This window comes from Teichococcus rhizosphaerae (assembly GCF_002631185.1).
Classification (GTDB): Bacteria; Pseudomonadota; Alphaproteobacteria; order Acetobacterales; family Acetobacteraceae; genus Pseudoroseomonas; species Pseudoroseomonas rhizosphaerae.
Map to the genome: position 1 here is coordinate 1 of NZ_PDNU01000031.1, position 25,391 is coordinate 25,391.

Consider the following 25,391-nt stretch of genomic DNA (forward strand, 5'->3'; position numbering starts at 1 on the left):
GGCGCTGCGCGCCTGACGTCCCTTGCAAGCAGGGCACGGAACCTAGGGGACCGGTGCATCGCGCCCCCGAGGAGCTCCCCATGGCGGACAAGAAGCCTGCGGCCCTGACGCTGACGTGGGATGGTCAGACTGACACGCTGACCATCCGTCTGGGGCGCCGCCTCATCGGACAGTACTGCCACGACGAATGCGGGCACACCGGCGTGGCCGCGGCGGAGAGCGTCGCCGCCGAGATGGCCGCCGCCGTCGGCATTGAAATCCGGCACAAGAGGAAGGGTGAGCAATGTCCGCAGATTATAACTGCATGGCTGCTTACAGGAGTGACCCACGGGCGAAGGCCGTCGAAGGGTTCGTCGCGGGCCTCGCCATCTGATCCAAGCTCATGAGGAATGGCCTGCAGGTGCGCGGCGCATTTGGCGGCGAGCACGACATCATCAACGTCTATGTGGACCTTGAGGAACTGCCGGAAGACAGCGAGGACGGACAGGAACTCATCCGCCTCGGCTTCCATCCCGGCGAGGAAGCGGGGAACTGGGGTTACCACACCTGACCGGCGCGCCGGAGCAGGGCAGGGCGCCGGGAACATCACCGGCGCCCTTCTCTTTTGGGGCTCCGGCAGAGTCCCCAGTCGGCTACAAGGATTCATGCTCCCGTTCCCGACATCCCTGCGCGTCGCGGCGTCGAATGTTCTCGGCGGCTGCGACTACACCTCGGCCCTCAAGGAATTCCTCGACCACGCCGCCCGGTTCGGCGTGACGCGCGAGTTGATTGAGGACGCACCCCCGCACTTGGCGCATCCGATGCACCGCGCGCACCTCGCCGCGGTGGCCGAGACGCTGGCGGAGCTGGGCGGCCTGACTGCGCCTGGCTGGACAGAATGGCCCGAGTTCGCGCCGCTCGCCGAACCGGTGCCCGCGGATCCGGACCGGCGCGCCCGGCTGGCTCCGGTTACCCCGCCCGCCTTCGCCCGCCGCGGCCTGTACGGACCAGCGATGGCGGCTCTCTCGGGTCGCTTGCAAGCGAGCGGGTGAGCCTGGGGGCAGGGCGCCTTCCGCGCCCCAGGAGAGCCCCATGCACCCCGACGAGATCTCCGACATCTATGCCGAGACCATGCGCCAACTGCGTGAGGCGGGCGTCTCCCTGACCATCGGTGACGGAACCTCCTACGCCAGCTTCTCTACCGAGGACGGGCGCCTGCTCGACCAGTGACGAACCGAGGGCATGGCGGTCGCCGACGTGGTGCGCGTAGGCCACGCGCTGCGCAGGGCCTACGCGCAGGGTAGACTGGATGTTGAAACCGAGCGCGAGGCAGGGTGGACGAACAGCGCCTGCCTTCTTCGCTGAGCAGCCGAGCAACTGAAATCAAGAAGGGCGCCCAGGATGACCTCGGCGCCCTTCTGGTTGTGGTGCGCGCGGTTGAATTCGAACCAACGACCGACCTGTTATGAGCAGGCAGCTCTAACCGCTGAGCATACGCGCGCGAACTCTTCAGGCGTGACCAGCGGCCTCGCGAATGAGGCCCGCTAGCGGCAGGATCGGAGATTCCGGGTGCTGTGCGGACAGCGCCTGGGTCAGAGCCCGCTCGGCCGCGAGCTGCGCCTGGAGTTGCGCCACCTGCGCCTGTAGGCGCTTCGCGAGTTGGACGGCGCCGACCATGCTTTCCATCGCCACGGCCGTGGTACGCATGGACGCGGTCGCCAGGTCATTGGCAGCCCGCGCGTTCGCACCGGCCCCGATCATTAGGCCGTAGGCGACGTCGGGGTCGATGCCGTGGTGATGCGGGGCGGAGCCGAACATGACTGTCTCCTCGGGGTCGCTGCAACCTGGCATTGAATTCTGTTGTCGTCAATGTCGATTGGCGTTATCTACATTCCAGACGACCCGCCACCCCAGCCTTGCGGGAGAGGAGCAGCGCATGATGACCGCCACCGCCCCGACCACCGCCCGTGAGACCGTTTTGCTTGCCCTCGGCGACGCCTGGGAAGCTGCGGACGCCGCTGGGCTGGACGAACTCGCCCTCGACATTGAGGCCGACACGCAGGAAGCCCGGACGGATCCGGAACTGGCGCCGCCCCGGCCGGGCGTGCCTGCTGGATTGGAGCTCTGGGGCGCCGATGTCGTGCGGCGCCTGGCGGCCGCGCTGCGGGGCGGGGACGCCGCCGAGGCCCGGCGGCAGGCGGCGCTGCTCGAGGTCGCGTTCGGAACCGAGGGGGCGCGGTCTGGCCATGCGGCCGCCGTGGCTCGGCATGGTCATCGGCTGGTCCGGCGCACCGCGACCGGCTGGCCGCCGCCGGACCAGGCCGCAGCCGCCGAGGCGCTGCGTACGCTGCGCGGCGCTGCGGGGGGCTGAAGGCGCGCCTCCCTTGCCAAAGGTGACGGCAGAACTTGGGAAGGTTCCAGAGAGCAGGAGCATCACCCCAATGTCCGTCACCACCGTTATCGCTGCCGCCCTGAAGGCACTCGTCGAGGGCATCAAGGCCGCAACCGGGAAGTTCGTCACTCGGTCCCGAACCGTCATCCGCAATGGCCGGAAGATAGTCGAAACCACCTACGAATGGGTCCAGGAGAATGTGGCACCGGCCGTAACGCCGGTGGTCGCGGGCCTTGGACGCGCCATCTCGTCCGCTCGCGAAGCCCGTGCGGACCGCAGGGCCGTTGCCGAGCAGCGCGCACACGAGGTCGCCGTTGCCAAGGCGGGGCGCTCCGGCAGCGGCTTCTCCCTGAGTCTGTTCGGCCGCGGCGGCGCTGTCGCGGCCGAGGCCCGTGCGCCGAAGACCGAAGCCGAAATCAAGACGGCGCCCGCCGCCCCGCAGGTCTCCGAGGACGAGGTCTACGCCGGGAAGGTCCGCGCGGCCGCGAAGAGGATGGCGCGCGACCAGGCCGTCGACTGGTCCGGAGTGCACACCGAGCACCGCGAGTGGCTCCAGTCGCTGGACCGGCGCCAGCTCGAGGCGATCGGCGGCATCACTCGCGAGCGGGTCGTGGGGCACCTGGACGGCTCCCGCCTGCTGAACGGCGTTCCGGCCGTCGAGGCGGTGGCTGCCGCCCGCGAGGCCAAGGCGGGGCTGGCGGAAGCCCGCCACCCGCGTGTCACCGGCTCCGGCCTGGCCGACCGGCTGCGGGAGCGGCAGGCGGCCCGCCGCGCCGGTCAGACGGCGTCGCTGGCCGATGAGCTGCGGCACGAGCCTGCGTGAGCCCGAGCGGAGCCTGGACATGAACTGGGGGCGGCGCCGCAAGGTGACCGCGCCCTTTCCTTGCATCCGCCCCGGGTATCCTGGCCCCAGGCAACTCCAGAGGAGCGCCCCATGCTGACCCAGGACCTCTCCGACATCGACCGCTGGCCTGACCAACCTTTCCCCCGCATTGAGATCATTCTGCCCGGCGAGGGCCGGGTGAGGTGCTTCCGCGTCGGGCCCATCGGGTCGGTGGAAGCGGCTCGCGCGCGGCGCGCGCTGCGCGGCTCCCGCGCCATCCTCATCGACGGGCGCCTACCGTTGGACGTCACTGCAACACTCGACGAAGCCTTGCAGGGGCTGGACCGCTCCGGGCGGGCCTGCGACGAGCTGGACCTGCACTGGCTTCATCACCCGGAGAGCATCCGCGGCGCCGAGGCGTGCAGGCAGGCGGTCTATGAGCTGGACCGGCTGCACCGGATGATCCTCGAGGCCGACGGCTGAAATAGGATTCGCGCTCTGCGGCGCCGCACGCTACGGCGGTGCCCATGGCCAAAGACTCCCCTTCCGCTGCTGAGGCGCTGCTTCGCGCCGTCCAGGATTACGAGGCATGTGCCGTGAGGCTGGCCGAGGCTCGGAACGAGCCACCCGCACTCATCATCCACTTCGCGCAGGAACTGAACGCCGCGAGCGCGGAGTGTGCCGCCCGCAAGGCGGAAGCGATGCGCCCGGAAAACCGTGGAACCCTCGGGGCCGTTGAGCAGCTCTACATGGCCGCCATCGACAAAGCGAACCGCCTCGTCGACGAAGCCAACCCGGTCGTGGAAGCCGCGCTGCGGGAACTGGCGGAGTCCGGCGAAGAGGGTGGCGCCATCGTCTTCAGCCTGCGCGGGCGCGGCGAGGATGGCGAGCGTGAGGTTGAAGCAGAGGTGATGGGGGACGGTGACGTGGTGCCATCACTAACCACCGGCGGCGGCGGCAGTGGCCACCGGTTCGTCGCGGTCTGGCAGTGGGCGACGAGAAAGCCCAGGGCCTAAAAACAGAAAACGGGCCGCGCACCCCTGCGCGGCCCGTGAGAGCCCCAGCAGCCGGGAGCGCAGTGTCCGGCCTACAAGGAGATAATGTAGGCGTAGGACGCTGCTTTCAACAAAAATCTACATGTTCAGTATGCTATCGCCGACTTGCTCAATGCATCTAAAGGAATCTTCGGCGCCCATCATCTAGCATTTTCCTAATTGGCGCTAGCACTACTTGGGCAGTTTATTGGGTGGTGGCAGGAACCTGCGTCGACAGTGCGGGCATCGGAGAGGTGTTGCGAGGTGGGCGAACAGCCGGTCGAGGATGGCACGCCGGATGGTAGGCAGACTTGGTGAGGGTGGCGGACCCGGCATTCGGGTCGGCATTTTTTCCCCGGCTCATCCGACGGTGCTCGGCGAGGCGGAGGTGCTGCAGATAAGCGCAGGCGATGCAGGCCATCAGCGCATGTCGGTGCAGACCGGTCCAAGATCGGCCCTCGAAGTGCCCGAGACCGAGTTCTTGCTTGAGTTGCTGGTGCGCTTGCTCGCAGACCCAGCGCGCCTTGATGGCGGCGGCCAGGGCGCGCAGTGACGTGCCGGGATCCAGATTGCTGAGATAGTACTTCCGCTCGCCACTGGAGCGCCATTCGCCCACCAGCCAGACCTCGTCGCCCGGCAGGTGCCGGTTGTTGGCCCACACGGCTCCATCGCCAACTCGGACGCGGGCGGCGGCGAACTTGGCGGCCAGCGCACCCCTGGTGCCCTGCCGCCAGGTGATGCGACGCCAGGACAGACCAGCCAGCACCTTCTCCGCCTCCACTGGCTCCTCATCGGGCACCGGCTTGCGCGCGCGTCCCTGCGGCGGCACCAACTGCACTGCGGCGCTGTAGACCTTCTGGTTGCGTGGAGTGCCGACGGCCCAGAGCAGCTCTCGCGCATCGAGGCCGTGGCGGAACGCTGCACTGGCGCCGTAGCCCGCATCCGCCAACACGGTGCCGAACCGCACGCCCGCGGCACGCAACCGGTCGATCTCCTCCAGCGCGATCTCGCCCTTGCTCTGCGGCACCATCGCGGTCTCAGGGACACCTGCTCGGGCACAGCGTCCTGGTTCATCAGTCCACTCTTTGGGCAGGAACAGCCGCAGGCCCACCGGAACAGGCACCTCACCCTGCGCCAGGGTGAGCGACACCAGCGACTGGCAGTTCGCCTTCTTGCCGAGCTGGCCACAATACTGGGGCGCCACGCCGACAGACATCTCGCCCTTCTTGGGCAGCGCCGTGTCGTCGATCACCAGCCAGGCTGCTGGACCGCCGACCAGCTTGTCCGCCTCATGCGCCAGCACAGACCACAAAGGGCCATCATCCCAGGCTGGACTGGCGATGAAGTGCTGCAGCTGATCGTGACCACCCAGCCCCAGGCGGGCCGCCATCGGCTGCAGGCTCTTGCGCTCACCAGGGCCCAGCAAGCCCCGCAGGTAGAGCGGCGCCCAGGTCCGGCGCGTTCTGCGGCCGAGCACCTCCAGGAACGGCACCAGCCAGTGATCCAGGTCAGCGCCGCCACCATGCACAATCGCCATCCTCGCCTCCGCTGCATCGTTCAGCAGGGAGGTAACCGTCACCCAGCCTCGAAGTGCCCAAGTAGTGCTAGGCAACACCAGGGTCGCTCTCGTAAATGCAGGCAGCAACTACAGCCGTCAGAATTGGGCGTCTGGTCGCCAATCAGAGGAGCATTTCCTCGAGATCCAGTACCGGAGCGTTTACCATTTCACGCACCTTATCGAGGAGAGCACCGATGGTGGGTGGAACAATACCCTTTTCGACGAGCTTTCGAGCCATAAAGCGCGCCATGATGGGCTTGCCAACCTGCGAGCCAAGAACGCTTCGGGCCTCTTGTTCCAAGCTGGCATAGAGGCCGGGAATGATGCCCTCTAGCTCCCCCCGAAGTGACTTCTCGTAATCTCCTGCCAGAATGGCGCAGTTCGCTGCGACGCAAGCAGCCGGTCGTTCGTCCGGTGTCATGCCTACAATCCCGGTCAGCTTGCGATTTGTCTCTTTCTCATTGCCACCAGAACCAGCATCGTTGTCAAAGACGAGGTAGATAGGGAAGCCGAGGCCCTCGTAGAGCCGGTAAAGCAACGGCAGGCTGTTCTTGCCGTTGGCGCTGACTACAGACACCCCCAGGGCGTCGAGGTTCATCTCCATGTACTCGGCAAAGATAGGCAGTGCGGCACGTTCAGTTGGCCCCTCCACTAGGATAACAGCACGGCCAAAGAATGCTTCCGCATGCTCCTGGCCGCAGGCGTGCCGGAGGCGCTCTCGTAGCAGGGCTTCAGTCCCCGTACTGGCTTCAGGCGATGCCATCAGATGCGCGGCAGATAGGCGGCGCATCCGCGTGCAGAGCATTCCCTCATTGTCCTCGTCGAGGCAGCGCTCGACTACAGCGATTTCGTCAAAGTTCTCAGGCGATACGAAGGCGGCCGAGTGTGTGGAGTACAGGATTTGGGCGCCCTGGTCGGCCATCTCACGGAACAGAAGGGCGAGGCTGCGTTGGGCATGCGGGTGTAGATAGATCTCAGGTTCTTCGACCGCGAAAACCGCATCTCCTCGAAAGCACTTCGCGTATGCGCGGAAGAGGGCCAGTACGATGAGGTTCCTCATCCCAGAACCTGCTTCCTCAGGGCTCCGCTCCAACCCGTCCTCGACAAGGATGGGTTGGAGCGTCTTATAGAAGTTCAGCGGATCGAAGGTGCGGAAGTCTACTTTTACCTCGTGGCTGGTTCGGCGTAGCTGGGCTTTAAAGCCCTCGGCCATCTCTGTGACGAAGCTCGTGTATTTGTCTGTGCGCAGGATCTCTTGGGCTGTCCGCAAGCTCTGCTTGGCCTGCTCCTGCTGATCGAGGGGAACTTGGGACTTGTAATGGTCATTGAGGTGCCGGATGGCTTGTCCCCAAAGGGACCACTGGGAGGTGCCAAACTGTCGGTCGTAGTTGCGATCCGCATCTAGGTAGACCAGCGGAAAGGCTGCTCTAACCTCATTACTCAGGAAGGTAGGCGTCGAGTTGGAAGTGGTGGTGTACCTGGCGCCAGTGGCACGGGGTTCCCCATGGACGTACTCGTAAAACAACCAGTCAACATTCTTTGGATTGGGCCGGAACTGAACCCCAACTTGCATGCCGCCGCGCCGTGATTTTCCGAAGAAGTCAGAATCCATCAGACCGTTAGCAGACGGCCATTTGCCGCCCAAAAGGAAGTCCAGAGCCGACAGGATGTTGGTCTTGCCGGAGTTGTTCGGGCCTATCAGGGCGGTGAGTTTTCCTGGGTAGAAATCCAATTCCCGGATGGAACGGTAGTTCCTAATGCAAACTCTCTGGATCTGCACGCCGTCCCCCGAGCTGGCTTAATGGGTGACATAATTGCTTACTTGGGCTTGCGTCACAACTTTCGGTTGATATCTAAGGCGCTGGTATTTGGCTTAGTCCTCAGTTCGGGTCCTTCCGGTTGCCCTTCGACACGATGAGCATGTCCTCGTCCGGCAGCGGGCGCTGCAGCTCGCGGGCGACCTCCCACGGCGCCTCTAGCTAAGTGTCCATCTCGTCCGGGGTGGACAGCAGCACGGGCATCGCCTTCGGGTGGATGGCGCCCACCGTCTCGTTCGGGCCGCAGGTCAGGAAGCCGTAGAGCTCGTGCTCGCCCTCGACCGGGTTCGACTTGGGGCCGCGCGTGCCAGTCCAATTGGTCCAGATGCCCGCGAAGGCGAAGGGCGGCCGCTCCTCGGACAGCGCAAACCACACCGCCGTCTTCTTCGGCTTGGTGTCTTCCCACTCTGAGAAGGACGTCACCGGCACCAGGCAGCGGTGCGCCGGGCCGAGCCAGCGGCGCCAGTGCGGGCTGCGGGTGTTGCGGATGTTGGTCACCGGATGCCCGCCGTACTGCTCTGGGCCCGGCATGCCCCAGCGCATCATGGTCAGCTCCCGCTCTCCAACGATGCGCCCAGCGTTGCTTGCCGCCTGTGACCAGCCTTTTGTCCTGGCCCTCGTCCCGCAGGAGCCGCCAACCGACCTAGTCGGCGATGCCCAGCCAGGGCGTCCAGTGAGGTGACGAGAGCCACCTCCTTTAGAATCGAGGATTCTCCCGGTGTATCCCGCCTAAGTTTCAGATATTGTTGGTCATTGTGCTGGAACCTCTACTCAGCCAGCCCGACATGACGCGTCCACCGGCTGCCCGCCCTCCCGCGCCGCTAGCGCCTCGGCCGCTCTGCCTGCCCGCCGCGTGGCATAGCCCATCTCATTGAGCGGGCCGCAGGCGAAAGCCGCCACCTCCGCAGTGTCGTCGACCACCAACACCTCCCGGCCGAGGCCCTGGAAAACGCGGGGCTCCTTCCTCGACTCGCCGCTGCTCCCCGGCTGTGCGTAGCAGGGCGGCTGTAAGCGCTTCGATCAGATGCTCCAGTTCGGCGCGGTGATCATTCAGCGCGGCCTCGGCCGTGCGTCACGTCATGCAGACGGCAGCCACGGACAGAAGGCGGCCCTCGTCGTCACGCACCGGCGCGACGCTGTTGTTCAGCAGCGCCGCGCATCGGGGTGCCGACATGGTTTGGCAGGTCGGCTCTGCTCGCCGCTGCCTGCGCCCCACCCTCAAGGTCGCGCAGGATCGGGCACTCCGGCCGGTGGTCGCCGTGGCAGGCGTCCGCCAGTTCCTGGAGGGTGTCCCGCATGGCCGTAAGTTCCAGGATCCTGGCGTCCAATTCGGTGACGTGCTCTTGGGCAACCCTCTTCACGTCCGCGCTCGACCGCTCCCGGTCCTTCCACAGGCCGACCAGCAGCTTGATGCGCTCGATGGACAGGCCGAGGTCACGCGCCCGCCGGATGAAGCGGAGTGTGTTCACATCCTTGGCCGAGTAGACGCGGTAGCCTGCCTCGGTCCGCGCCGCCTTGGGGAGAAGCCCGATGCTCTCGTAGTAGCGGAGCATCTTCGCTGATACGCCCGAGGCCGCCGACGCCTGCCCGATGTTCATGCCTGCCTCCTTTCAATCCGCCCCTAGGGGTGGTGCCTGATCCTGAAGGTAGGGTTTCCCATTATGGGAAGGTCAAGGCATCCCCGATGCGGCCACTACATCGTTCAGGACCGTGACCTTCCGTACGGCTCGCTGCCGCGCCGGTCAGGCCGCCGCGGAAGCAGTGTGGGTGGCAGGCGGCTCAGCATGGTGGCTCGCGGCCTCCGCAGGCGGTCGGAACCCCCGCAGGCGCAGCGCATTGGTGAGCACGAAGACGCTGGAGACACCCATGGCCGCTGCCGCCAGCATGGGTGAAAGCAGCACGCCGGACACCGGGTAGAGCAAACCGGCCGCCACCGGAATCAGCGCCGTGTTGTAGGCGAAGGCCCAGAACAGGTTCTGCCGGATGTTGCGCATCGTCGCCTGCGAGAGGGCGATCGCGTTCGGCACGCCCCGCAGGTCGCCCGACATCAGAACCACGTCCGCGCTCTCGATCGCGATGTCCGTGCCCGTGCCGATGGCGAGCCCCACATCCGCGGCGGCGAGCGCGGGCGCGTCATTGATGCCATCGCCGACGAAGGCGACCTTGCGCTGTCCACCCGCCTTCAGGCGCTCCACCACGGCCACCTTGCCGTCCGGCAGCACCTCCGCCTCCACTTCGTCGATGCCGAGGCGGCGGGCGATGGCTTCCGCGGTGCGCCGGTTGTCGCCGGTGACCATCGCCACCTTGAGGCCGAGCCGGTGCAGCGCCTCCACGGCCGCGGGCGTCGTCTCCTTGATCGGGTCGGCAACGGCGATGGCCGCCGCGAGCCGTCCGTCCACGGCGGCATAGAGCGGCGTCTTGCCGTCGTCGGCGAGACGTGCCGCCGCTTCGGTGAAGGTGGCCAGGTCATGCCCGAGGCGGACCATGTAGCGGTCGGCGCCGACCTCGACCCGTCGTCCGTTGACAGTTGCGGCCACGCCATAGCCCGGCACGGCCTCGAAGGCCTCAACCGTGGACAGCGTCAGCCCGCGCTGCCGGGCCGCCTCAACGATGGCCTCCGCCACCGGATGCTCGGAGCGCGCCTCGACGGCGGCGACCAGCGCGAGAACCTCGGCTTCAGCGAAGCCCGGAGCGGGCACCAGGTCGGTCAACTCGGGGCGGCCCTTGGTGAGCGTACCGGTCTTGTCCACCGCCACGATCTGGGCGTCCCGCAGGGTCTGCAAAGCTTCGCCCTTGCGGAACAGCACACCCAGTTCGGCCGCCCGCCCTGTTCCGACCATGATGGAGGTCGGCGTGGCCAGGCCCATGGCGCAGGGGCAGGCGATGATCAGCACCGCCACGGCATTGACGAGCGCAAAGGTTAGCGCCGGATCGGGGCCGAAGACGAGCCAGACCGCGAACGTCAGGGCAGCCACCGCCATGACGGCCGGGACGAACCACATAGTCACCCGGTCCACCATGGCCTGGATCGGCAGCTTGGAGCCCTGCGCGGATTCCACCATGCGCACGATCTGGGCCAGCACCGTGTCGGCGCCGACCGCGGTCGCACGGAAGCGGAAGGAGCCGGTCTTGTTCACGGTGCCTCCGACGACGGACGCGCCCGCCTCCTTCCGGACCGGCACCGGCTCGCCGGTGACCATGCTCTCATCCACAAAGGAGGCGCCATCCAGCACCTCGCCATCCACGGGCAGCCGCTCGCCGGGGCGTACCAGCACGATGTCGCCCGCTCCGACTTCGGCCACCGGAAGCTCCACCGCCTGGCCGCCGCGCTCCACCCGCGCAGTCTTGGCCTGGAGGCCCATCAGGCGCTTGATCGCCTCCGAGGTGCGGCCCTTGCTGCGGGCCTCGAGGAAGCGGCCGAGCAGGATGAGCGTGACGATGACGGCCGATGCCTCGTAGTAGACGTTGCGCGCGTCTGCTGGCAGCAGGCTGGGCGTGAAGGTGGCGACCGTCGAGTAAATCCAGGCGGCACCCGTGCCGAGCGCCACCAGGGAGTTCATGTCGGGGCCGCCGCGCAGCAGGTTGGGCCAACCCTTCCGGTGGAAGCGCAGACCCGGGCCGAAGACCACCAGCGTCGCCAGCCCGAACTGGAGATACCAGGCGGCCTCCATGCCGATGCTGGCCGCGATCCATTCGTGCACCCCGGGAACGAAGTGGCTGCCCATCTCCAGAAGGAAGAGCGGCACCGTCAACACGGCGGCCAGCATCGTGGCGCGCCAGAGGGAGGAGAGTTCGCGCTCGCGTGCCTCGCGCTCGCGGTCCACCCGGGCATCGGCAGTCTCGAGTGTGGTCCGACGTGCCTCATAGCCAGCGCGGCGCACGGCCGCTTCCAGGGTGGCGGCATCCACGGCGCCGCCCGCATGACGCACGAGGGCGCGCTCGGTCGCTAGGTTCACCGAGGCTTCCAGGACTCCCGGAACGACCTTGAGCGCCCGCTCGACCCGGCCTACGCAAGAGGCGCAGGTCATCCCCTCGATGGAAAGTTCCGTGGTACCCTCGGGCACGGCGTAGCCTGCACGGTCGACTGCCGCGAGAACCGCCGGGAGATCGGCCTGCCCGGCAAAGCGGAGATCCGCGCGTTCGGTAGCAAGATTGACCGTGGCCTGGGTGACTCCTGGTACCTTGGCCAGGGCACGCTCCACCCGGCCGACACAGGAGGCGCAGGTCATCCCCTCGATGGGTAATGACAAGGCACTGCCAGCCTCCTGCGCCCCAGCCCGGCGGACCGGCGACGCGACATTGGTGTCCGGAGCCATCATTTTTCCTCTGTGAATCTGGTCGCCGCCCCGAGGGGTGGGGCTTACGGTGCGTCGGTGCCGGGCTTGCGGAGCCTGCCGCAGGCCCGGACCTACGCGTCAGGCCGCCAGGCGCTCGCTCTTCCAGCCCGCGTCGCGGAGGGCGCGGTCCAGAGTGTCGGCATCTGCGGCCTTGGTCTCGACGGCAACTTCGCGTTGCTCGAGATCGACTTGGACGACAGCATTCGGGTCCACCTCACGCACGGTGGCCGTCACGCCTTTGGCGCAGCCGCCGCAGGCCATGTTCGGAATCTTGAAGCGCAGCATGGGTATCTCCTTCGTGGTGCGTTCGCCGTGAAGGTGGGGTTTCCCATCGTGGCAAGGTCAAGTCATGACCGTGTGGAAGTCAGCGTAGTGCATCCGCCGCAATGGATGCCGGTGCAACTGGACGGACGTGACCTGGCGGAACCCTTGGGAGCCGGAATTCGGGAGGGCACGGCCGCCGAAGAGGAACACGACCGAATGGGACGGTGGGTGCTCAGCGGCGGACGAACTGCGCTCGTGCGACCATCCTGCGCCAAACTCCGTGGCTGTGATGATCGCGCAGACCGGCCTGGGTCTGTCGGGCGAGATCCTCCAGCGTCCGGCGCGCCTGCTCTGAGGCGTTATCAAGCTGGAGCAACTTGGCCTGGGCGCCGCTCGGAGCGCGATCAAGCCGCAGATAGCGATCGCCTCCGAGGCGGGCTCTGGCCTCTGTGAGGCCATGAGCTTCCTGGACAGCCATCATCAGGTCGACAAGGCCACGGCCGCCCAGGTGCCGGAGAGTTCCCACCAGACCGAAAGCGGCTGGCGTGAGGGTGCCGACCCCTCCCTGTGCGGGGGCACAGGTTCCTACTGAGAGGATGGCGAGCCGCTCCTCAGGCAACCCGAGGCTGAAGGTGGCCTCGCGGATGGCCAGAGCGTCCGGCGCGTTGGCCGCAATGCCCCCGTCCACGAGATCCATGGAGGTGCCCCCAGACCCCAGGCTTGCCCGATGTGAGGGGAAGTAGGTCGGAGCAGCAGAGGTCGCCATAGCGGCGTCCGCGGTAGACATGAGCGCAGTGGCGCCGCCGTCCCAACTCGACAGCACCACCAGTCTTGCCGTTGCAGGTGACACCGAGACGACCATGACAGGAGTCGGCGCCGCAGAGAGTGAGAGGTTAGCCTGAGCGGGGAGGATCCGCTTTACGGCATCGCCGACCCGCCCACCGCGATAGGGCGGCCCAAAGGCGCGCCGTAATCCTGGGAGGGGATATCGTGGGAAGATCGCCGGGCCGTGCTCCCTGATCATGTCCGCCAAAGTGCGCGCAGGCACACCGTGGGCCAAGCCAAGCGCCAGGATGCCGCCGATCGATGTTCCCGCGATAAGGTCGAAGATCCGGTTGCAAGGCGCACCAACCGCCTCTTCGACGGCTGCAAGCACGAGGGCGCTGTAGTAGCCACGAAAGCCGCCGCCTGACAGGCAAAGGAGCAGTGGCATTGTCTGGCGGGCTTCTGCCGCGTCATCAGGTGCCATGTGCACCTAGCCAAGTCGATGCAGGGACAAAGCGGATGCCAAGGCCATCGAGTACTCTGAGCGTATCAGGGTCGTCGGGGGCTGGTCCGATCAGCGGCTTGAGGTGAGCGGCGGCCGTGGCGAAGACGAGAAGCTCGTCAGGCCCTAACTGCTGGGCGACATGCTGGGCGACCCCGTCATCATAGGCGGCAATGTTCACCTCCAGGGATCGGATCTGCGCCCAGATGTCCAGCGCTGGTTCGTCAGGATATGGGTATTGGGTAGGGTTAATCCTCGCCATCTGGCGGGCATGCATCTCTACCGCCTGGTATCCCCGCTTTCTAAGTTCCGGGGACGCGCCACTCTCTCCGAAGAACTGATCTTTCATGATGGCGTGGGAGAGCGGCGATACCCAGATTTCCTCAGTTGGTGAATTGCGGATGTACTTGGCGAGGGGGCTGTTCGCCCACAGCAAGCTGACACGCAGCCCGGCAGTCGTCAGGAAAAAGCCAGCCACAACCGTTCAGCCGGGTTCGCCAAGCAGTTCGGCGATGGCGCGCTCGCGATCCGCAGCCTTCTGCCGCTTCGGCAAGGGCCGGTTGAAGTCACCGGCACTCAGTTGCGCGGCTTCCGAAGCCGAGAATTCAACCGGCATCAGGTCACCGGCTCGTGGCTTCGCCTTGAGGGCTTCTTCAGCCAGTTCCATGATGACCTCGAGGACGCGCCAGTCGACCATCGCGACAGCCTCGTCCACCTTCCCCTGCTTCGAGATGACAGACACGAAACTCTCCCGCGTCCCATTCATCAGTCTGGGAAGCGCAGCCCTGGCACGCTCCACTGTGGCCTCAGTCAAAGGTGTCGCGTCTTTCTCCTCGCTGACGGGCTCCAAACCTACCCGTACAGCCAGCCCTGTGATCACTTGGCGGACGCGGTCAGCCAGGGAGCGGGCCAACTCATCGGGCGAGCTAGGCGTGCTGGCTTGGATGTGGACGAACTCGGCCACAGATACCTTGTCACCCGCCGAGCCCGCCAACTGCTGCTGGCCACGGATACGAAAGATGCGGTTCTCTCCCCTGCCTTGAGGCTGGCTGGGACGGGCGCTTCGAGCGGTCAGGAAAAACATGTAGCCTCCTTCGCCTGCGGGGCACCGGCCCACAAGCTGTACAGCTAACACATAGATCTGTACATGTTTTCGCCCCAAGAGACAAGAATCCTCCGCAACTGCCACAGCGACGTGCGGTACTTCTTGATACCTCGCCCTCCAAGGCATAGCTTGCCGATATGCCCAAGCAGCCCACTCTCCAAGCCGTCCCTCGTCCCTCTCCGGACTTCACGGACCGGAGCTACTGGGCCGGAACCATCAAGATGGCCCTCAGCCGCTTCTTCGTGCTCCAGGTCCTGCACGATGGCCCGGCGCACGGCTACGACATCGCCCGAGCGGTTGAGCGGACCACCAATGGCTGCTGCTCGCCGTCCGAGGGTGCCCTGTATCCGACGCTGCGGGAGTTCGAGCAGGGCGGTTACCTGACCTCGGAAGCCGAGGTCGTCTCCGGCCGTGAGCGCAAGGTCTACACCCTGACCGACAAGGGCCGGGAGGCCTTCAAGGTTGGCCTGGAGGCCTGGATGGATGCCACAGCCGCCCTGACCGAAACCGGCCGCGCCGCCAAGGCCCGCCGCAAGGCCAAGGGCACCTGCCAATGCTGACCCTTGGCTTACTCGTATGCATCGCCCACCGAGGCATAACAAAGGGGAACGTCAGATGAGCTCCTGCTGCTCCGCCAAGCCTGCCCCTCAGAACAGGGCCCCTGAACGCTCCGCGAGCCCCGGATCGCTGCCCGTCGCCATCATCGGCGGTGGTCCGGTCGGCCTGGCTGCCGCCGCGCACCTGCTGGAGCGCGGCCTGGAGCCGGTGGTGTTCGAGGCCGGACCTTCGGTCGGCACGGCGCCTCTGGACTGGGGCCATGTCCATACCTTCTCCCCCTGGCGGTACAATGTAGACCGGGCCTGCCGCGCGCTCCTGGAGCGGCACGGGTGGACGGCGCCAGATGCCGAGGTCTTCCCGACCGGCCGCGAGCTCGTCGAGGACTACCTGGCACCTCTGGCCGTCTTACCGGAGTTCGCCGCCTGCCTGCGTCTGAACACCCGGGTGACGGGCGTCGCACGGTTGCGGGCTGGCAAGGTTCGCAATGACGGTCGTGAGCAGCAGCCGTTCGAGGTCAGGTTTCAGACCGGGGGCCAAGAGGGCCGCCTGCTCGCGCGGGCCGTTATCGTGGCGACCGGCACCTGGGGACATCCCAATCCGGCAGGCGCCTCTGGCCTGCCCGCCATCGGTGAGCAATCAGCCGCCGACCGGATCCGCTACGGCATGCCGGACGTCCTGGGCGCCGAGCGAGGCCGGTACGCGGGCAAGCGCGTGCTGGTTGTCGGCTCTGGCCACTCGGCCATCGGCAGCCTCATCGACCTCGTCGCCCTGGCCGACCAGGCGCCGGGCACCACCGTCATCTGGGCGGCGCGCAGCCCTGATCTGACGCGGGCCTACGGTGGTGGCGCGGCCGACCAGTTGCCGGAGCGTGGCGCTCTGGGGCAGCGGCTGAAGGCCTATGTCGAGGGTGGCCGGGTGCAGTTGCTGGCGCCCTTCGCTGTGGAGGAGGTCCGCCGCCAGACGGACGGCTCACTGGATGTCCTCGACAGCAGCGGCCGGTCGGTTCAGGCAGACGAGATGGTGGTGGCCACCGGCCTGCGCCCTGAGCTCTCCATCCTGCGGGAGGTCCGCCTCGACCTGGATCCGGCGCTGGAATGTCCCCGCGTCCTGGCGCCCCTCATCGACCCCAATCTGCATTCCTGCGGCACCGTCCGCCCTCACGGCGCCTTCGAGCTCCAGCAGCCGGACACCGGGCTCTTCCTAGCGGGCATGACCTCCTACGGGCGGGCCCCGACCTTCTTGTTGGCCACCGGCTACGAACAGGTGCGCTCGATCACCGCCTTCCTGGCGGGGGACATCGAGGCCGCGCGCCGAGTGGAACTCGACCTGCCAGAGACAGGCGTGTGCAGCAGCAGCCGGGTGTTGCCTGCGGACGCTGATGCGGCATCCTCCTGCTGCACGCCCAAGACGCCCCAGGGCGCCTGCTGTGCGCCTAAGCCCGAACTGGCAGAGGATGCTCCGTGCTGCGGGACCGCAGCCCAGAAAGTGTCCGTCCCGGCCGAGCCTGCGGAATGAGCCAGGCCGCCATTCAGGCTCAGGCTGGCTCCACAGGTCCGGCGGCCAGCCGCAGCCGTCTCACAGTCGTCTCGGCCATTGGTGTCGGCCAGATCCTGGCCTGGGGTAGTAGCTACTACCTGCTGGCGGTGCTGGCCGGGCCAATCGCCTCCGACACGGGCTGGCCGCTCACCTGGATCATGGGCGCCCTGTCCATCGGCATGCTGGTCTCCGGCTTGGCCTCCCCGCGCATCGGCCACCTGATTGACCGGCGTGGCGGCCGCCCAGTTCTGGCAGCCAGCGCCGTCTTGCTCTCCGCTGGCCTGCTGCTGCTCGGGTTGGCGCCCAGCCTGCCGGTCTTTGTGCTGGCCTGGGTCATCCTCGGGCTGGCCATGGGTGCCGGGCTGTACGACCCGGCCTTCTCGACCCTGGGGCGGCTCTATGGCGAGCACGCGCGCCCGGCCATCACCCACGTCACCTTGTTCGGCGGTTTCGCCAGCACTGTCTGCTGGCCGCTCAGCGCCTTCTTGGTTGACCACCTGGGCTGGCGCGGCGCCTGCCTGACCTATGCCGCCATCCACTTGGCCGTCGTGCTGCCGCTATACCTCTTCGGGGTGCCGCGCGAGGTAGCGAAACCTGCCACGGCACCTAGAGCCGCCAAGGCTGCCGCGGCGCCGGGCCATGTGCAGGCGGGCCAGCGCTATGCCTTCGTCGTGCTGGCTGCGGGCTTTACCCTGGCGGCGGTCATCATGACCGTGCTCTCCGTCCACTTGCTGACTCTGCTCCAGTCCCAGGGGCTGGCGCTGGCGTCGGCCGTTGCCCTGGGCACGCTCATCGGCCCAGCACAGGTCGGTGCCCGTGTGCTGGAGATGCTCTTCGGCAAGACGGCGCATCCTATTTGGAGCTTGGTGGCCTCGGCGGTGCTGGTGGCGGTCGGCCTGGGCATGCTGGTGGGCGCGCCGGGCGTCGTGGCCGCAGGCATCGTCATGTACGGGATGGGCAGCGGCATTCGCTCCATCGCCCGCGGCACGGTGCCCTTGGCCCTCTTCGGCAAGGAGGGTTACGCCGTGCTGATGGGGAAGATTGCGATGCCGACCCTCATCGCGCAGGCAGCTTCGCCCTTCCTGGGCGCCTGGCTGCTGGACAGCTTTGGCGCCTCCACCACGCTGGCCGTGCTGTGCGCTACCGCCGTCCTGAACATCCTCATGGTGCTGGCGCTCGTGCCATATGCGCTCCGACGGCAGCGCATCGACGCCCGGCAGGCGCCTTGACCTTCCCACGGAAGTAGGAAGCAGACTGCCAGGTCAGACGAAGTGATGGAGAGTGGTTTGTCGGCTACACGGCTTGGCAGTGGAGTGAACTGGATAGGGGTGGCCACTCTCTATCGGCGCGAGGTCCAGAGATTCCTGGCGGTCGCCGCCCAGACGGTCGGCGGCCCCGTGGTCAGCACGCTGCTCTTCCTGGCCGTCTTCGGTGTGGCGCTCGGCCGCCATGCTCCGGCGCCGGGTGGCGTTCCTTACCTGGTCTTCGTCACCCCGGGCCTCGTCATGATGGCGGTCCTCCAGAACGCCTACGCCAATACCTCGTCGTCTCTCCTTGTCGCGAAAGTTCAAGGCAACATTGTCGACCTCCTGCTGGCGCCGCTCGGGCCCGGGGAGTTCCTGACCGGCATGGTGCTTGGGGGTGTCACACGAGGCGTCCTGGTAGGCGCGCTGACCGCCCTGGCCGCCGCGCTCTTCGTGCCCCTGCCGCTCGCGAATCTCGCCCTCTGCCTGTTCTACGCCTTCGGCGGGTCTCTGCTGTTCGCGTTGCTGGGCGTCCTGGGCGGGTTGTGGGCCCAGAAGATGGACCATCAGGCCGCCGTGACGAACTTCGTCATCGCACCGCTGACGCTGCTGTCCGGCACCTTTTATGCCGTCAGCAGTCTGTCTGAGCCATTCCGCTCCATCGCCTATGCCGACCCCGTCTTCTACATCGTGGATGGCTTCCGGCACGGCATCACGGGCCACTCGGAAGCATCGCCCCTCGCCGGAATTCTCGTGGTGCTCGTCGCAAACGGCCTGCTCGGCGTCCTCTGCCACCGGCTGCTCGCGTCGGGCTGGCGGCTGCGCCAGTGATCCAGCCGCCATCGAGAACGAGTCCCGCGATGACTAAGCACGACCAACCCGCGGCGGCCATCGAGGTAGAAGGCCTCCAGAAGGTCTATCCGGGTACAAACGGCCGTGCCGCCAAGCACGCCCTCAAGGGGGTGAACCTAGTCATCCCCCGCGGCAGCATCTTTGGCCTGCTCGGGCCAAACGGCGCCGGGAAGTCGACCCTCATCAACATCCTGGCCGGGCTGGTAAGGAAATCGGCAGGCACGGCACGGGTCTGGGGCATCGACATCGACGAGGCACCGCGGGCGGCCCGGGCGGCGATCGGCGTCGTGCCGCAGGAACTCACCCTGGACCCCTACTTCCCCGCCAGGGCCGCGCTCGAACTCCAGGCAGGGCTCTTCGGCATCCCCAAGGCCGCCCGACGCACCGACGAGCTCCTCGAGGTCCTGGGGTTGGCGGACAAGGCCACGGCTCCCGCGCGCAGTCTTTCCGGTGGCATGCGACGTCGGCTCATGGTGGGGAAGGCGCTGGTGCACAGCCCGCCTGTCCTCGTGCTCGATGAACCCACGGCGGGCGTAGACGTCGCTCTACGTCAGCAGCTTTGGGATTACGTCCGGCTGCTCAATCGCCAGGGCACCACCGTCCTGCTCACGACCCACTATCTCCAGGAGGCAGAGGCGCTGTGCGATCAGATCGCCGTTATGGCCGACGGCCAGATCGTCGCGCATGACACCACAGACGCCCTGTTCCGGCGCGTGGAAGACCAGGAGCTCGTGGTCGATGTCTCAGCGCCCCTCGGCGCCATCCCAGACAAACTTCTTCCCTTCAACCCCACCCTGGCGGCTCCACAGCGGCTGGTGTTCCGGTTCGCACAGGCGAGCGGCAATGTTGACGAGATGCTCGGCGCCATTCGCGTCGCAGGGCTGCAAATAGCCAGCGTGACCACGAAGCAGCCGGACCTGGAGGACGTCTTCCTTCAACTCGTGCAAGGCCCCGCCAGCAACGGCGAGGGCATGACCGGCTAAATCGTACACCCAGACCAAGTGCTCTCAATCCAGCCAGAGGAAACTCCCGGTGCCTGACGCGAATGAAGCCGCCCCCGCCAAACAGCCTGCCGCAGTAACTATCCGGCCCGCTACGGCGGCCGACATGGACGCCGTAGCCGCCATCTACCGGCACCACGTGCTCCACGGCACCGCCACCTTCGAAACAGAGGCGCCAACGGCCGAGGACATGCGGCAGCGACGCATCACCCTCATCGAACGCGGGCTACCCTACTTGGTGGCCGAGGACACCGATGGCCGCGTGCTCGGCTACGCCTATGCGGGCGCTTACCGTCCCCGACCTGCTTACCGGAACACGCTCGAGAACTCGGTCTACATCAGCGAGGAGGCACGTGGGCGGGGCATCGGCCGACGCTTGCTAGAGGCTCTCATCCAGGAGTGCGCCGCGCTCGGCTACCGGCAGATGGTGGCGGTCATCGGCGATAGCGCGAACGAGGCGTCGATCCGGCTGCACAGGGCGCTCGGCTTCGAGCCCATCGGCACCCTGCGCTCGGTCGGACGCAAGCATGGGCGATGGCTGGACACCGTGCTGATGCAGTTGGCGCTGGGGGACGGCGACCGCACCGACCCGGCGGTCGAGTAGGCGGCCCTCAGCCGACGGCGCCGGAGAGCTTGGCCAGGTCAGCCCTGACCTGCTTCTCCGCCCGCTCCTTGCGCTCGCTGTAGCGGTCGGTCAGGTACGTGGAGACATCCCGCGTCAGCAGGGTGAACTTCATCAGTTCCTCCATGACATCGACGACGCGATCGTAGAGCGGGCCCGCCAGCATCCGGCCTGCCTCATCGAATTGCTCGTACGCCTTGGGCACCGAGGACTGGTTGGGAATGGTGATCATCCGCATCCAGCGGCCAAGCAGGCGCAGCGTGTTCACGGCGTTGAAGCTCTGGCTGCCGCCGGAGACCTGCATGACGGCCAGCGTGCGTCCCTGGGTCGGCCGGACGCCGCGGCTCTCCAGCGGCAGCCAGTCGATCTGGTTCTTGAGGATGCCCGTGACGGCACCGTGCCGCTCCGGGCTGCACCAGACTTGGCCCTCAGACCAGAGCGAGAGCTCCCGGAGCTCCAACACCTTGGGGTGGTCGGCGGGAACGCTGTCGACCATCGGCAGGTCGCGAGGGTCAAAGACCCGCGTCTCGGCGCCGAAGCGGCGGAGGATGCGCTCGGCCTCCAGCGTCAGGAACCGGCTGTAGGACCGCTCCCGCAGCGAGCCGTAGAGCAGCAGGATGCGCGGCGGGTGCTGGCTCGCACCGGGGATGCCCAGCTTGCCCAGGTCCGGCGTCTGGATGTGTTCGTCGGCCACATTGGGCAGCGAGAGGTCGAGGTCGGACTTCATCAGGGTCTCCCCGTCGTCAGGAAGTGTTGGATGGCGTGGACGGTGTCGCGGGCGGACCGGGTGATGCCCGCCAGGGTTGCGGAGGCGGTGCCGGTCCAGTCGCCGTAGCCGAGCAGCCAGAGGCGCCGCTCGCGGGTGGCGCGGCCGTGTTCGACGGCGACGTGACCCTCCGCCGTCAGCACGCCCAGATGCGCCAGGTGGCTCAGGTTCGCCCGGAAGCCCGTGCACCAGATCACGGCGTCCACGGCGGTGCGCGTGCCGTCCGGCCAGACGACGCCATCCGCCACAAAGCGGGAGAACGGCCGGACCGTGTAGAGCACGTCCAGGTCCCGGGCCTCTCGCACGGACGGCACCATGACGATGTCGCCCAGGCCACCCTTCGGCAGATCCGCCTCCCGGCCTTCCATCTGCGCCCGCACCCGCTCTGTCGCGCGCTCGAACAGCACACGGCCGTCCACGCTATCCGGCAGGAAGCGGGGCGGCTCCAATGTGACCCAGGCCGTCTCCGCGACCTTGGAGACCTCGGCCAGGATCTGCGCGCCCGAGTTGCCGCCACCCACCACCAGCACGCGCTGGCCTGCGAACTCGTCGGGGGAGCGGTAGGCAGAGGAATGGACCTGCCTGCCCTGGAACAGCGCTCGGCCGGAGTAGGGCGGAATGTAGGGCTGGCTGGCGCCCCCGGTCGCGCTGATGACCGCCTTCGCCAGCCATGTGCCGCGGTCGGTGCGCACCGACAGCCCGTCCGGCGAGCTCAGGATGTCCCTGACGCGCACCGGCCTCTGGATCGGCAGGCTGTATCGCTGCTCGTACTGCTCCAGGTAGTCGACCACGTGGTCCCGGGTGGGATAGCCACCCGCAGATGGAGGCATGGGCCAGCCGGGCAGCGAACTCATCTGCGCTGGCGAGAACAGGCGGAGGGAGTCCCAGGCGTCCGGCCAGGCGCCGCCCGGTCGGTCGTTGGCGTCCAGGATCTCGAAGTCGATGCCCTGGCGGCGCAGGAAGTACCCGGCGGCGAGGCCGGACTGCCCGCCACCGATGACCACGACGTCGCGGAAGACCCGACCGCTCATGGCGCGCTGACCACCGGCAGCCAGAGCGCCAGGGCAGCCAGCACGGCCAGCAGCACCGGCGGCGTGATGACGAGGCCGACCTTCATGTACTGTCCCCAGGTGATGGTGGTGCCCTTGCGCGCCAGCACGTGCAGCCAGAGCAGCGTCGCCAGGCTGCCGATGGGCGTGAACTTGGGGCCAAGGTCGCAACCGATGACGTTGGCGTAGACCATGGCCTCGCGGATGGCGGGCGGGATACCCTGGGCCTGCTCGATGGCCAGGGCGCCGACCAGCACGCTGGGCATGTTGTTCATCACCGAGGAGATCAGCGCAGCGCCGACGCCGGTGCCGATAGTCGCCGCCCATAGGCCATGCCCGGCCAGCCACTCCAGCGCGCCAGCCAGGTGGTCCGTCAGCCCAGCGTTCCGCAGGCCATAGACCACCAGGTACATGCCCAGCGAGAAGACAACGATCTGCCATGGCGCCTCGCTCAGCACCTTGCGGATGGAGACCACGGCGCCGTTGCCGCCCCGGTGCCAGCGCCCGGCCAGCACCAGCAGCACCAGGGCGGCCGCGCTGGTCACCGCCGCGACCGGCACGCCGAGCGGCGCCAGGACGAAGTAGGCCAGCAGCAGCACGGCAAGCAGCGGAAAGGCCGCCCGGAAGACGAGGTGGTCGCGGATCGCGGCGCCTGGCCGCTCCAACTGGTCCAGCGCGTAAGCGGCGGGCACCTGACGCCCGTAGTAGGCCCAGAGCACGGCCAGCGTCGCGACGAGGGCCACCAGGTTCACCGGCACCATGACGGCGGCGTAGCGGCCGAACTCGATGCCGAAGTAGTTGGCCGAGACGATGTTGACGAGGTTCGAGATCACTAGCGGCAGGCTGGTGGTGTCGGCCACGAAGCCGCAGGCCACGATGAAGGCCAGCGTGGCGCCCGCGGAGAAGTTCAGTCTGAGCAGGATGGCCATGACGATGGGCGTCAGCAGCAGGGCCGCGCCGTCGTTGGCGAAGAAGGCGGCGATGAGCGCGCCCAGCACCACGATCAGCGGGAACAGCCGCCGTCCGTTGCCGCCGCCCCAGCGCGCCACGTGCAGCGCGGCCCACTGGAAGAACCCGGCCTCGTCCAGCAGCAGCGAGATGATGATCAGCGCCACGAAGGTGAAGGTGGCATCCCAGACGATGCCCCAGACCACCGGCACGTCGGCCCAGCCGATGACGCCGGTCAGCAGGGCCAGCGCGGCGCCGCCCATGGCGCTCCAGCCGATGCCGAGGCCGTGGGGCTGCCAGATGACCAGGACGAGGGTGAAGACGAAGATAGCCAAGGCCAGCATGTAGAGGGTGCTCTCAGACTTCAGGGCGCGCCGGGATACCCGCCGACCTGGGACGGTCAGCGGTGCAGTACGTCGTCGTCAGGGGGGGAGAAGGCGCGGACGCCCGGCTCAGATCAGGCGGCGGCCCTGCTCATCGACCACCGGCTCACCATCCTCTTTCGCGTAGGCGCCCTGCTGCGGGTTCGGCAGGATGTCGAGCACCGCCTCGGACGGCCTGCACAGCTTCACGCCGAGCGGGGTCACCACGATGGGACGGTTGATGAGGATGGGGTGCGCCATCATGGCGTCGAGCAACTGGTCGTCCGTAAGAGACGGGTCGCCAAGGCCAAGCTCCTCGTAAGGCGTGCCCTTCTGACGCAGCACGTCGCGCACCGACACGCCCATGCGCTGGATGAGGCCCTTGAGTTCCTCCCGCGTCGGCGGCGTCTTCAGGTACTCGATGACCTGCGGCTCCTCGCCACTGTTGCGGATGAGGGCCAGGGTGTTGCGGGACGTCCCGCAGGCCGGGTTGTGGTAGATGGTGACGTCGCTCATCGGACGGCCTTCTCTTGCGGGCAGCAGGGCAGCAGGTCGGCGATCAGGGGCTGGCACAGGTCGGCGCGGCCGCCGCAGCAGTCCCTGACCAGGAACAGCATCATCTCGCGCAGGCGCTCCAGGTCGGCCCGATAGACGATGGAGCGGCTGAGGCGCTCGGAGCGGAGCAGGCCAGCGCGCGTCAGCACCGCCAGGTGCGTGGACATCGTGTTCTGGGGAACGTCGAGTTGCCGGGCCACCTCACCGGCGGGCAGGCCGTCCGGCTCATGCCGGACCAGAAGCCGAAAGCTTTCCAGGCGGGTGGATTGCGACAGGGCTCCGAGGCACGCCAGGGCTTCATCCAATTCCATATATCGAGGAATGAAGATATGTAGGCTCGCAGTCAAGCTGTTTGCATCATTTTGTTGCGGGGAGGGGATGACCCTTCGGCTCCGAAGATGAGGGACGTAGGATCGGCCACTTCCGCATGGAGCCGCCGCTCCGGGCAGGCACAGGGATCGCGGGGCACAATGCATTCAACGTCGGCAACGGCAGTTCCAAGGTTCATGCCTTCACGAACCCTGGTTGCCTGCCTGCTTATCCTGGCCGCAGGCGTGGTGGCCATGCCGTCCGTAGTAAGCGCGGCATGCCCCGGGGGTCCCTCGGCGCCGCCGGAAGTCGTCATCCTCGACGTCCCGGAGCCGTCGCCGCCCGTGGCGCGCGTGCCCCTGCGGACTCGCGAGGTGAACGGCGAGGTCCGCCTTCAGAACGTCTACGGCACGCCCGAGATCATCAAGCCCCGCCTTCGCCCCGTCCTCGAGGCGCGCTCCGTGGCGGAAAACGGCAACGGCTGCTGGCGCCTCGCACGCGTGGAAATCCGGCTGGAGGTAGAGGCCTCGCGCTTGGAAGTGCCGGAGGAATTCGCGGACAACGCGTGCCTGTACATCGGCGCGCTCGTGGCCGCACTCGAGGACCACGACCGCATCCATGTCTCCATGCGGGAGTTCTGGCAGCGCGTGACGCCCAGGCTCAGCCAGCGCCTGGGCGAGTTCCAGCCAGCCATTGCCAACGGTGAAGACGCCGCGACGCAGGCATTCAATGCATGGTTGAGGCCGCGCCTGCTCGGCATCGTGGAGGCGCTCCACGCCGAGGACGGCGGGCCTCGCCCCCCGCCGCAGGACGCGGGCTTCGAGGCCGGGCAACGCGCTTGCCCCACGTTCCTCGAGGAGCTGACGCGATTCAAGGCCGCCCGGCAACCCGGCGCCAGAGGGGCGCCGATCTAGGAACGACGTGCTGGACGGGCACAAGCGGAACGGCGCGACCGGGCGATCCCGTCTCCCGGTCGAGACCCACCACCCGAATCTCGACAAGCTCGGCCTGCT

The 25,391-nt window shown here is 67.3% G+C and carries 30 protein-coding genes and 1 tRNA gene; 15 read left to right on the plus strand and 16 right to left on the minus strand.

Features of this window, described 5'->3' with window-relative positions:
* The first annotated feature begins 80 nt into the window (after positions 1-80).
* The 4 genes from CR162_RS22080 to CR162_RS22425 all read left to right on the plus strand — a co-directional run bounded on the left by CR162_RS22080 (position 81) and on the right by CR162_RS22425 (position 1,209).
* Positions 81-386 (plus strand): hypothetical protein, encoded by a 306-nt coding sequence (locus CR162_RS22080; RefSeq protein WP_141563163.1) that lies wholly within the window; start codon positions 81-83, stop codon positions 384-386.
* Positions 383-550: a hypothetical protein gene (locus tag CR162_RS22420; protein WP_176559866.1), complete on the plus strand. Its 168-nt coding sequence runs from the start codon at positions 383-385 to the stop codon at positions 548-550. The genes CR162_RS22080 and CR162_RS22420 overlap by 4 nt, the downstream gene beginning before the upstream one ends.
* A 94-nt stretch (positions 551-644) precedes the next feature.
* Positions 645-1,031 carry a hypothetical protein gene (locus CR162_RS14895; protein ID WP_099096331.1) on the plus strand — a complete coding sequence of 129 codons (387 nt, stop codon included), beginning with the start codon at positions 645-647 and terminating at the stop codon, positions 1,029-1,031.
* A gap of 40 nt (positions 1,032-1,071) precedes the next feature.
* Positions 1,072-1,209: a hypothetical protein gene (locus tag CR162_RS22425; protein ID WP_176559867.1), complete on the plus strand. Its 138-nt coding sequence runs from the start codon at positions 1,072-1,074 to the stop codon at positions 1,207-1,209.
* A gap of 195 nt (positions 1,210-1,404) precedes the next feature.
* Here the strand turns inward: CR162_RS22425 and CR162_RS14900 are convergent.
* A tRNA-Ile gene (locus CR162_RS14900) sits at positions 1,405-1,481 on the minus strand.
* A 7-nt stretch (positions 1,482-1,488) separates the two neighbouring features.
* Entirely contained in the window at positions 1,489-1,797 is a 309-nt protein-coding gene (locus tag CR162_RS14905; protein WP_099096332.1) for a hypothetical protein, read from the minus strand.
* 118 nt (positions 1,798-1,915) lie between these two features.
* Here CR162_RS14905 and CR162_RS14910 point away from each other — a divergent pair, with 118 nt between their 5' ends.
* From CR162_RS14910 to CR162_RS14925, 4 genes are all read left to right on the plus strand, one after another.
* Positions 1,916-2,350, plus strand: a complete 435-nt coding sequence (locus CR162_RS14910) for a hypothetical protein (protein WP_099096333.1) — start codon at positions 1,916-1,918, stop codon at positions 2,348-2,350.
* A 70-nt stretch (positions 2,351-2,420) separates the two neighbouring features.
* On the plus strand, positions 2,421-3,194 hold the full coding sequence (locus CR162_RS14915) for a hypothetical protein (protein ID WP_099096334.1): 774 nt from the start codon (positions 2,421-2,423) through the stop codon (positions 3,192-3,194).
* A gap of 111 nt (positions 3,195-3,305) precedes the next feature.
* Entirely contained in the window at positions 3,306-3,677 is a 372-nt protein-coding gene (locus CR162_RS14920; RefSeq protein ID WP_099096335.1) for a hypothetical protein, read from the plus strand.
* A 44-nt stretch (positions 3,678-3,721) separates the two neighbouring features.
* Positions 3,722-4,210 carry a hypothetical protein gene (locus CR162_RS14925; RefSeq protein WP_099096336.1) on the plus strand — a complete coding sequence of 163 codons (489 nt, stop codon included), beginning with the start codon at positions 3,722-3,724 and terminating at the stop codon, positions 4,208-4,210.
* Between the two features lie 223 nt (positions 4,211-4,433).
* On the opposite strand, the gene CR162_RS14930 is transcribed toward CR162_RS14925, so the two are convergent.
* The 9 genes from CR162_RS14930 to CR162_RS14970 form a co-directional block, all read right to left on the minus strand.
* Positions 4,434-5,765: an IS701 family transposase gene (locus tag CR162_RS14930; RefSeq protein ID WP_245870389.1), complete on the minus strand. Its 1,332-nt coding sequence runs from the start codon at positions 5,763-5,765 to the stop codon at positions 4,434-4,436.
* A 142-nt stretch (positions 5,766-5,907) separates the two neighbouring features.
* A complete protein-coding gene (locus tag CR162_RS14935; RefSeq protein ID WP_099096337.1) occupies positions 5,908-7,566 on the minus strand; it encodes an ATP-dependent nuclease in 1,659 nt (552 codons plus the stop codon).
* 199 nt (positions 7,567-7,765) lie between these two features.
* Positions 7,766-8,314, minus strand: coding sequence for an SOS response-associated peptidase family protein (locus tag CR162_RS14940; protein ID WP_281254990.1), 549 nt, complete (start codon positions 8,312-8,314; stop codon positions 7,766-7,768).
* Positions 8,315-8,721: 407 nt separating this feature from the next.
* Positions 8,722-9,201 carry a Cu(I)-responsive transcriptional regulator gene (gene cueR, locus CR162_RS14945; RefSeq protein WP_099096338.1) on the minus strand — a complete coding sequence of 160 codons (480 nt, stop codon included), beginning with the start codon at positions 9,199-9,201 and terminating at the stop codon, positions 8,722-8,724.
* A 144-nt stretch (positions 9,202-9,345) separates the two neighbouring features.
* Positions 9,346-11,919: a heavy metal translocating P-type ATPase gene (locus CR162_RS14950; protein WP_099096410.1), complete on the minus strand. Its 2,574-nt coding sequence runs from the start codon at positions 11,917-11,919 to the stop codon at positions 9,346-9,348.
* Positions 11,920-12,018: 99 nt separating this feature from the next.
* Entirely contained in the window at positions 12,019-12,225 is a 207-nt protein-coding gene (locus CR162_RS14955; RefSeq protein ID WP_218014911.1) for a heavy-metal-associated domain-containing protein, read from the minus strand.
* Positions 12,226-12,436: 211 nt separating this feature from the next.
* Complete coding sequence (locus CR162_RS23125; protein WP_099096339.1) at positions 12,437-13,453, minus strand: CBASS cGAMP-activated phospholipase; 1,017 nt, start codon at positions 13,451-13,453, stop codon at positions 12,437-12,439.
* Entirely contained in the window at positions 13,443-13,949 is a 507-nt protein-coding gene (locus tag CR162_RS14965; protein ID WP_141563164.1) for a hypothetical protein, read from the minus strand. Before CR162_RS14965 ends, CR162_RS23125 begins: the two co-directional genes overlap by 11 nt.
* Positions 13,950-13,955: 6 nt before the next feature.
* Positions 13,956-14,555, minus strand: coding sequence for a hypothetical protein (locus CR162_RS14970; protein ID WP_075798176.1), 600 nt, complete (start codon positions 14,553-14,555; stop codon positions 13,956-13,958).
* 242 nt (positions 14,556-14,797) lie between these two features.
* Between CR162_RS14970 and CR162_RS14975 the strand changes: the two genes are divergently transcribed.
* The 6 genes from CR162_RS14975 to CR162_RS15000 all read left to right on the plus strand — a co-directional run bounded on the left by CR162_RS14975 (position 14,798) and on the right by CR162_RS15000 (position 20,371).
* Positions 14,798-15,136, plus strand: a complete 339-nt coding sequence (locus tag CR162_RS14975; protein ID WP_208863953.1) for a PadR family transcriptional regulator — start codon at positions 14,798-14,800, stop codon at positions 15,134-15,136.
* A 55-nt stretch (positions 15,137-15,191) separates the two neighbouring features.
* On the plus strand, positions 15,192-16,649 hold the full coding sequence (locus CR162_RS14980; protein WP_099096341.1) for an FAD-dependent oxidoreductase: 1,458 nt from the start codon (positions 15,192-15,194) through the stop codon (positions 16,647-16,649).
* The gene (locus CR162_RS14985) at positions 16,646-17,899 is read left to right on the plus strand and encodes an MFS transporter (RefSeq protein ID WP_099096342.1); all 1,254 of its coding nucleotides are present in this window, start codon (positions 16,646-16,648) and stop codon (positions 17,897-17,899) included. Before CR162_RS14980 ends, CR162_RS14985 begins: the two co-directional genes overlap by 4 nt.
* A gap of 99 nt (positions 17,900-17,998) precedes the next feature.
* The gene (locus CR162_RS14990) at positions 17,999-18,745 is read left to right on the plus strand and encodes an ABC transporter permease (protein ID WP_245870394.1); all 747 of its coding nucleotides are present in this window, start codon (positions 17,999-18,001) and stop codon (positions 18,743-18,745) included.
* 29 nt (positions 18,746-18,774) lie between these two features.
* Complete coding sequence (locus tag CR162_RS14995; RefSeq protein WP_099096344.1) at positions 18,775-19,749, plus strand: ABC transporter ATP-binding protein; 975 nt, start codon at positions 18,775-18,777, stop codon at positions 19,747-19,749.
* Positions 19,750-19,798: 49 nt separating this feature from the next.
* Entirely contained in the window at positions 19,799-20,371 is a 573-nt protein-coding gene (locus CR162_RS15000) for a GNAT family N-acetyltransferase (RefSeq protein WP_099096345.1), read from the plus strand.
* Between the two features lie 7 nt (positions 20,372-20,378).
* Here the strand turns inward: CR162_RS15000 and arsH are convergent, their stop codons facing one another.
* The 5 genes from arsH to CR162_RS15025 form a co-directional block, all read right to left on the minus strand.
* Complete coding sequence (arsH, locus tag CR162_RS15005; protein ID WP_099096346.1) at positions 20,379-21,116, minus strand: arsenical resistance protein ArsH; 738 nt, start codon at positions 21,114-21,116, stop codon at positions 20,379-20,381.
* The gene (locus CR162_RS15010; protein ID WP_099096347.1) at positions 21,116-22,186 is read right to left on the minus strand and encodes an ArsO family NAD(P)H-dependent flavin-containing monooxygenase; all 1,071 of its coding nucleotides are present in this window, start codon (positions 22,184-22,186) and stop codon (positions 21,116-21,118) included. The genes arsH and CR162_RS15010 overlap by 1 nt, the downstream gene beginning before the upstream one ends.
* A complete protein-coding gene (locus tag CR162_RS15015) occupies positions 22,183-23,496 on the minus strand; it encodes an arsenic transporter (RefSeq protein ID WP_099096348.1) in 1,314 nt (437 codons plus the stop codon). The genes CR162_RS15010 and CR162_RS15015 overlap by 4 nt, the downstream gene beginning before the upstream one ends.
* A gap of 108 nt (positions 23,497-23,604) precedes the next feature.
* Positions 23,605-24,030, minus strand: coding sequence for an arsenate reductase (glutaredoxin) (gene arsC / locus CR162_RS15020; RefSeq protein WP_099096349.1), 426 nt, complete (start codon positions 24,028-24,030; stop codon positions 23,605-23,607).
* Positions 24,027-24,380: an ArsR/SmtB family transcription factor gene (locus CR162_RS15025; RefSeq protein WP_099096350.1), complete on the minus strand. Its 354-nt coding sequence runs from the start codon at positions 24,378-24,380 to the stop codon at positions 24,027-24,029. The genes arsC and CR162_RS15025 overlap by 4 nt, the downstream gene beginning before the upstream one ends.
* Positions 24,381-24,575: 195 nt before the next feature.
* Between CR162_RS15025 and CR162_RS15030 the strand changes: the two genes are divergently transcribed.
* On the plus strand, positions 24,576-25,292 hold the full coding sequence (locus CR162_RS15030; RefSeq protein WP_141563165.1) for a hypothetical protein: 717 nt from the start codon (positions 24,576-24,578) through the stop codon (positions 25,290-25,292).
* The last annotated feature ends 99 nt before the right edge of the window (positions 25,293-25,391 follow it).